The sequence below is a fragment of the Mesorhizobium sp. M1A.F.Ca.IN.020.06.1.1 genome, assembly GCF_004023265.1.
Classification (GTDB): domain Bacteria; phylum Pseudomonadota; class Alphaproteobacteria; order Rhizobiales; family Rhizobiaceae; genus Mesorhizobium.
Genome location: NZ_RZSR01000285.1, coordinates 1 through 6,197, shown reverse-complemented (window position 1 = coordinate 6,197; position 6,197 = coordinate 1). Strand labels below are relative to the sequence as shown.

Here is a 6,197-nt window from a genome sequence, read left to right as displayed (position 1 = left end):
CCGGCATGCTCAACCGCGAGACCTTCTTCGCCGCGCTCGACGGTTCCCGGCGCAAGGCCGATCGCGGCGCCCTGCTGATCATCGATGCCGACCACTTCAAGACGATCAACGACAATTACGGTCACCTGACCGGCGACGATGCACTGCTTCTGATCGCCGGCGCCATCGAGCGCGGCGTGCGCAGCGGCGATGTGCTCGGCCGAATCGGCGGCGAGGAGTTCGCCGCCTTCCTGGTTGGCGCCACCGAACCGGAAGCAAGGCGCGTGGCCGAGCGCATCCGTCGCGAGGTCGAACTGATCCGCTTTCGCCCTGTCGACGAGCGGACCGTGCCTTTGACGGTCTCGATCGGCGGCATCACCTGTGGCGAGAGCGCCACCGTGTCGGAGCTGATGCGCGCCGCTGACCGCAGGCTCTACGAGGCCAAGCATCGCGGCCGCAACCTGTCCGTTCTCGATCGCGATCTTTCGGAAGCCGCCTGAGGGCTTGCGGCTCTTCGGCACGACCATGGCGCGGAAGAATCTCGGCCGCGTGCGCATCGCCGACTGGATCGGCAATGGTGGCGATTATCCGACTAATGAGGAGACGGCGGGCGCTCGCCTGCCGGCTGGGCGATCACCTCGGCCAGGTGATCACAGTCTGAACCCCGAAAAGGCAGGCGGCGCCGGAAGTGGAATCGGCGCCGCCCTGGCGCGCCTTTGGGGGTCGGATTTACAGTCCGAAAACGGCGACCCGCACCAGCACGGCCGCGGCGGCAAGTGCCACCAGCAGGATGCCGAGGCCGATGGGCGAGCCCCAGCCATACCATTCCATGGCCAGCTTGGCGTATCTGTACTCCTCCTCATGCGAGAGAGGGGGGCGCTGTTGAATCAAGCTCATTGTTCACTCCTGTCGGCGACTTTGCCCTTGCTTCGCAAAGGGTGGCATCGCATATTGATACGATAGTCTGAATGTTATGCAACTTGATAGTTAGATGATCGAACTAAATTCGTCAAGCATGAATCGTGCTGAGATGACGGCGGCCGTCAGCCGTGCCGTCATGCGCTGGCAGGACGCGACGCAAGCCTATGACGAGGCGGTCGGGGAGCGGCTTGGGCTGATCGCAGCCGAGCGCTATTGTCTGGGCTTGCTCTACGCGGGGCCGCAATCGGCCGGCGCCGTGGCGGCGGCTACGGGGCTGACGCCGGCAGCGGTGACGGCCTTGATCGACCGCCTTGAGGCGCGTGGGCTCGTTACCCGAACCCGCAGCCTGGAAGACAGGCGCAAGGTGGTGATCGAGGCGACCGACCTGACCAGAGAACTTTCGGAGCGCTACTATGGCGCCATCGCGCGCGAGGGCGAGAAAGTGATGGCGGCTTTCAGCGACGCCGAGTTGGCGACCGTGCTGCGCTTCATCGACGCCGCGCTGGAGCTGCAAAGCGAGCAGTTGGCGAGGCTCAAGGCCGAGCCGGCTTCGGCCGGCTGATGCCCGAGGACCGGACACTGGCGGCTTGCTTCCGCAAAACCCAGAGCGGCTCAGTCGCCTTTTAGCCACCGAACCGCTCTGACGGCCGGCTGGGCGAAAGCCGGACCTCGAAGCACGCCGCACCGAACGGTTTTGGGCGCCGCGCATTTGTTTCGGTACCTACACCGTGGCGGGGTCGAGCGCCGGCTGACCCTTGAACCGCGTGACGATCCCGGCGAGGTCGTCGCCGGCGAATGCATCGCGCAATGCGTCGAAGGACGGCAGCACGAAGTAGGCGCGCTGGAACTTGTCGATCTCGTAGCCGGTGCGCATCACCGTCTCCAGGTCGAACGGCACATGATGGGCGTCCTTGCTTTCGACCGCGAATTGCAGCTCGGTGAAAGACGACATCAGTCCTGCGCCGAAAGCCTTTACCGGCTGGCCGGCTTCCTGGATGAGGCCGTATTCGGCGCTGTACCAGTAGAGCCGGGTGATCATCTCGTCGCCGCCCAGCGCGATCATGTCCTCGGCCTTCTCACCATACATCTGCATGAAATCGGCGAACACCGGCTGCGTCAGGATCGGCACATGCCCGAAGAAGTCATGGAACATGTCCGGCTCGACGATGTAGTCGAGTTCCTGCCTGGTCCGCAGCCAGTTGGTGACCGGGAAACGGCGGTTTGCGAGATGGTCGAAGAAGGGGCCGGCGGGGATCAGCCCGGGCACCGCCACGATTTCCCAGCCCGTGAGCTTGCGCAATTTCTCGCTGATGGCGTCGAAATCCGGAATCTTGTCGAGCAGCCCGAGCGTCGCGATGCCGTCGAGATAGGAACGGTGCGCCAGCCTCTGCGTCAGCTTCGTCTGGCGATCGCAGAGCGCGCGCCACACTGCCTGCTCGTCGGCGGAATAGTCGTAATGCTGAGCCACTGTGAAGTCGGCGCGGCACACCGAATAGTCGCCGCGAAGGCCTTGCGCCGCGCATTCGCGGGCATAGTCGGCAACGCTGATCGTCATTTCTTCCTCCTGAAAAAATCGTCGGTTCCCGGATGGTGGCGTCATCGTAGCCGCGGCTCGTGAGGCAAATCAGCCTTCTTTGTAGCCACGCGAGGGATTTTGAGGTAAACTCCGCTCAAATTTCAACGTTTAGGAGGGAAAATGCCTCAGTTGGACGAGTTCGAAATAAGAATGCTGGACACCCTGCAGCGCGACGGGCGCAAGGCCGTGTCGGAACTCGCGCAGGAGATCGGCCTGTCGACCACGCCCTGCGCGCGGCGCTTCGAGGCGCTGCAAGGCGCCGGCATCATCAAGGGCTTTGCCGCCGTGCTCAGCCGACGCGCGCTGGGGCTGACGGTCGAGGTGTTCATCCAGGTCCGCCTGGTGAGCCACAGCGACGGCTCGCCGGAAAGTTTTATCGCCGCCGTGCAGCGCATGGACGAGGTCTCGTCCTGCTGGACGATGACCGGCGACCACGATTTCCTGCTGCATGTGATGGTGCCGTCGGTGGACGATCTCAATGCTTTCGTCATGCACCGACTGATGCGGCTGCCCGGCGTCCGCGACGTCCATACCCAGCTTGTGCTGCAGAACATCAAGGGGCCAGGCCACGTGCCGCTCAGCCATCTGCGGCGATAATCGTACCCGAAACGGTTCTCCGCAAAGAACGGCCCGACAATGTGGTCGGAGCGAATCTACTTCGGGACGATTTCCCCGATATCAACTGAAATTAAGGTTACACGAACCTTAACAAAAGACGCGCTCGGAAATTTACGCAATGTTTCGTGCGTCGTCTCTTGCGATCTGGAGAAAGTGTGACCATGCATTATTCGGTAACTCACGATTGTTGCATGGAATCCTTAGCGGGTCGCTGTGCCGGTGCAATCGCATGATCCGTTTACCGGCGGTTAGCAACATTAGTGTCTTATAATGAACCAGGCTTGCCTTCGTCCTTCCGTAAGGACTTGACGGACTTCGCTTGCTCGAACCCGTTCATGCGGAGGATGATCGCAAAGGAGCATTGCATGCAACTGACGGAGGACGTGGCTCAGAGGGTCACTGAAGCGATTTCACGCCCGCCGTGGAAATCCGCCGATCCGACGCTTTTTGCGATGCTGCTGCAGAAGAACGCGGATCAGAATCGCAAGGTCGTGCGCTGGGGCATAGCGGCGGCCGTGTTGAGCTACATATGCTACGGGGCCTTCGACTGGTTCCTTTTCCCGGACATTGCCGACCGTGTGATTCTGACGCGCCTGACGTTGGGATTGACCTTCCTGGTGCTTGTCGAACTTGTTGCTCGACGCGATTTTGCCGTCACCACTCTGCACTACGTTGCTGCTCTGGCGATCGTGGCGGGCGCGATCGGATGGCTGCTGTCGGCCCTCGGAACGACTCATCAGGAGGCGCTGTCCCATTTCATCATCTTCGGCACGGTTTTCATTCTCGGTGCCAACCTTTTTTTCAACTTCCGGCTATGGCTCTCGGCGTTGTCGTCCGCAACCGTGACAATAGCATTCCTCGGCGCCACGCTGTTCTTGCTTCAAGCCGATCTTGGCACCCGTCTGGTGCTTGCAACCTATTTCGTGAATTGCCTTGTTTTGTCGCTTTATCTGTCATGGCGCCTCAGCATGGAGCGCTACCAGACCTTCCTGCATGCCCTTCAGGCGCAGATCCAGGAGCAGGTCGCCATCGAAAACGGTCAAAAGCTCATCGAGATCGCGGACACCGACCCGCTTACCGGGCTTAAGAACCGCAGGGCGATCACCCGGGAATTCGCGGAGTTGTGCAAGGAATGGGCCAGGGACAATGACGAAATAGGCGTCATTCTCATGGACGTGGACTACTTCAAGCGGTTCAACGACCGGCTCGGCCATCAGGCCGGCGACGACTGCCTGATCGAGCTTGCCCGAGCCTTCGACGAGACGGCGGCGTCCAATCACGCCATCGCGGGACGGTACGGCGGCGAGGAATTCGTCGTGCTCTGCAAGGTCGCCGGACCGGATCACCTGCGCGAGGTGACCCATCAATTCTGCCGGGCCGTCGAGGACTTGAACATCTCCCATCCCGATCGGGACGATAAACTCAACATCGTCACCATCAGCGCTGGCGCCTCGTTGACGCGCGCCGATCAAAGCATAGAGCTTCGGATCTTGTTGCAGGAGGCCGATCGCGCGCTTTACGCCTCCAAGTTTTCCGGTCGCGCGACCTTCACCATCTATGATGCGCAGGCCATCGATCAGAAGCGCGCCAGCCAGAATCTTTCGGAACTGCTCAAGCAAGCCGTTTCGGAGGGACTGGTCTCCGTCGTCTATCAGCCGATCTGCGATGCGATATCCGGCAAGGTGCTTGGCCATGAGTCGTTGATGCGGCTGCGCGACTTCGACGGCAGCGTGATCAGCCCGTCCGTGTTCATACCTGTCGCCGAGCAGACCGGCGGGATCGAGGAACTCGGGATGTGGGTGATCGATCGGGCTTGCGGCGACATGGTCGAGCACGGATTGGGATCGGTCGTGTCCGTGAACGTCTCGGTCGTCCAGCTCAAGGCTCCGAATTTCCCGCTTCACGTCACCGAGATCCTTGGCCGCCACGGCATGGCGCCTCAGAGGCTGGCGCTCGAGGTCACCGAAGGCAGCGATATATCCCTGGAGGCGCAGGCCGCCAGAAGTATCGAGCAGCTTCGAAACCTGGGCGTTCAGATCTGGCTCGATGATTTCGGAACCGGATTTGCAGGTCTGGCCTGGCTCCGTCGTTTCAAGTTCGACGTCGTCAAGATCGATCGGAGTTTCTTGCACGATTGCCAGACGGTTCGAGGCCTGAGCCTGTTGCAGGACATGGTCAGACTGCTGCGCAATCTGGGCCACACGGTCCTTGTCGAGGGTGTCGAGACGAAAGAGCAGCAGAATTTGCTGCAGCACATGGGCATCCAGTCGATCCAGGGCTTCCTGACCGGACGTCCCGTCCCGATCGAAGAGATCATGCAGGCCAGGCAGGACCTCGTCGCTTAACTCAAAGCAGTGCGGCAGGAATGTAGGGCGGCGCCATCTCGGCGAAACGAGCACGCCGCGCGATGCATCAGAAAGCCGGGCCGCTGCACGGCCCGACTTGAAAATCCGGATGTGAAGCGGCTCCGCTACCGCTCCATGGCGGGCGCCGCGAAATCCACGCGTTTGCGGATCTTGCCGTAGACGATGTTCCTATTCGATCCGTAATAGACCTCAGCTTCGACGCGGTTCTTATCCACCGCGGCATTGATGATGTCCCACATGTCGCCGGCCGATCGCAGGATGAGCGGCCAATCCATGAACGTTTCCATGTACCCGTCGGTCGTGATCTCGTCGCTGAAATTGGCGAAGAGGAATTCGCCGTCCGGCTTGACCAGTTCCATCGCGCGCTGCAGCAGCCGTGCGCCGACCGGAAGCGGCAGGTAGTCATACAGCCCGGAAGCATAGACGAGATCGAATGTGCCAAGCGGGTAGGCGCGCCGCAAAAGACCGCGCACGGATCCGTCCACGGCTTCCACTGCCGTACCGGTGAGGTCGCGATTGACCGTGCCGACGCTCACCGGATCCTGGTCGAGACCGATCCAGCGCTTTAACTTTCTCTCGGCGAGCGCCTTTGAGAGTTCGGCTTCCCGCAAATGGCCGCAGGCGATTGCCAGCACCTCGGCGTTTTCTACCCGGGCAGCCGTTTCGTCGACCGTTTTGGCCAGTATCTCGCGGCGCTCGCGCCCCGCCACCGAGCTTGCCGCTTCGCTCGTATAGGC

7 protein-coding genes and 1 pseudogene are annotated in these 6,197 nt (G+C 61.4%); 5 read left to right on the top strand and 3 right to left on the bottom strand.

Features of this window, described 5'->3' with window-relative positions:
• Together EOA60_RS14705 and EOA60_RS39875 are read left to right on the top strand one after the other, a co-directional pair.
• Window positions 1-479 (top strand): GGDEF domain-containing protein (locus EOA60_RS14705; RefSeq protein WP_164899312.1); only part of this gene is annotated, 479 nt, incomplete at its 5' end.
• Window positions 478-640 (top strand): annotated as a pseudogene (locus EOA60_RS39875) (GMC family oxidoreductase); the annotation flags it as partial. The gene EOA60_RS14705 and the pseudogene EOA60_RS39875, both read left to right, overlap by 2 nt.
• A gap of 68 nt (window positions 641-708) precedes the next feature.
• Here EOA60_RS39875 and EOA60_RS37600 read toward each other — a convergent pair.
• Entirely contained in the window at window positions 709-876 is a 168-nt protein-coding gene (locus EOA60_RS37600) for a hypothetical protein (RefSeq protein WP_164746631.1), read from the bottom strand.
• 94 nt (window positions 877-970) lie between these two features.
• Between EOA60_RS37600 and EOA60_RS14695 the strand changes: the two genes are divergently transcribed.
• Window positions 971-1,462: a MarR family transcriptional regulator gene (locus EOA60_RS14695; protein ID WP_095825484.1), complete on the top strand. Its 492-nt coding sequence runs from the start codon at window positions 971-973 to the stop codon at window positions 1,460-1,462.
• A 159-nt stretch (window positions 1,463-1,621) separates the two neighbouring features.
• On the opposite strand, the gene phhA is transcribed toward EOA60_RS14695, so the two are convergent.
• Window positions 1,622-2,455, bottom strand: a complete 834-nt coding sequence (gene phhA / locus EOA60_RS14690; RefSeq protein ID WP_095825485.1) for a phenylalanine 4-monooxygenase — start codon at window positions 2,453-2,455, stop codon at window positions 1,622-1,624.
• A 141-nt stretch (window positions 2,456-2,596) separates the two neighbouring features.
• On the opposite strand from phhA, the gene EOA60_RS14685 reads away from it, so the two are divergent.
• Both EOA60_RS14685 and EOA60_RS14680 read left to right on the top strand, forming a co-directional pair.
• Complete coding sequence (locus tag EOA60_RS14685; protein ID WP_067003023.1) at window positions 2,597-3,073, top strand: Lrp/AsnC family transcriptional regulator; 477 nt, start codon at window positions 2,597-2,599, stop codon at window positions 3,071-3,073.
• A gap of 386 nt (window positions 3,074-3,459) precedes the next feature.
• Entirely contained in the window at window positions 3,460-5,439 is a 1,980-nt protein-coding gene (locus tag EOA60_RS14680; RefSeq protein WP_095825575.1) for a GGDEF and EAL domain-containing protein, read from the top strand.
• A gap of 125 nt (window positions 5,440-5,564) precedes the next feature.
• On the opposite strand, the gene EOA60_RS14675 is transcribed toward EOA60_RS14680, so the two are convergent.
• Complete coding sequence (locus tag EOA60_RS14675; protein ID WP_245502562.1) at window positions 5,565-6,170, bottom strand: class I SAM-dependent methyltransferase; 606 nt, start codon at window positions 6,168-6,170, stop codon at window positions 5,565-5,567.
• Window positions 6,171-6,197: the final 27 nt, after the last annotated feature.

Excerpts from the sequence above, each read along its gene's own strand:
- EOA60_RS14680 (WP_095825575.1), top strand. The coding sequence starts at position 3,460 with ATGCAACTGACGGAGGACGTGGCTCAGAGGGTCACTGAAGCGATTTCA.
- EOA60_RS14695 (WP_095825484.1), top strand. The coding sequence starts at position 971 with ATGATCGAACTAAATTCGTCAAGCATGAATCGTGCTGAGATGACGGCG.
- EOA60_RS37600 (WP_164746631.1), bottom strand. The coding sequence starts at position 876 with ATGAGCTTGATTCAACAGCGCCCCCCTCTCTCGCATGAGGAGGAGTAC.
- EOA60_RS14685 (WP_067003023.1), top strand. The coding sequence starts at position 2,597 with ATGCCTCAGTTGGACGAGTTCGAAATAAGAATGCTGGACACCCTGCAG.
- phhA (WP_095825485.1), bottom strand. The coding sequence starts at position 2,455 with ATGACGATCAGCGTTGCCGACTATGCCCGCGAATGCGCGGCGCAAGGC.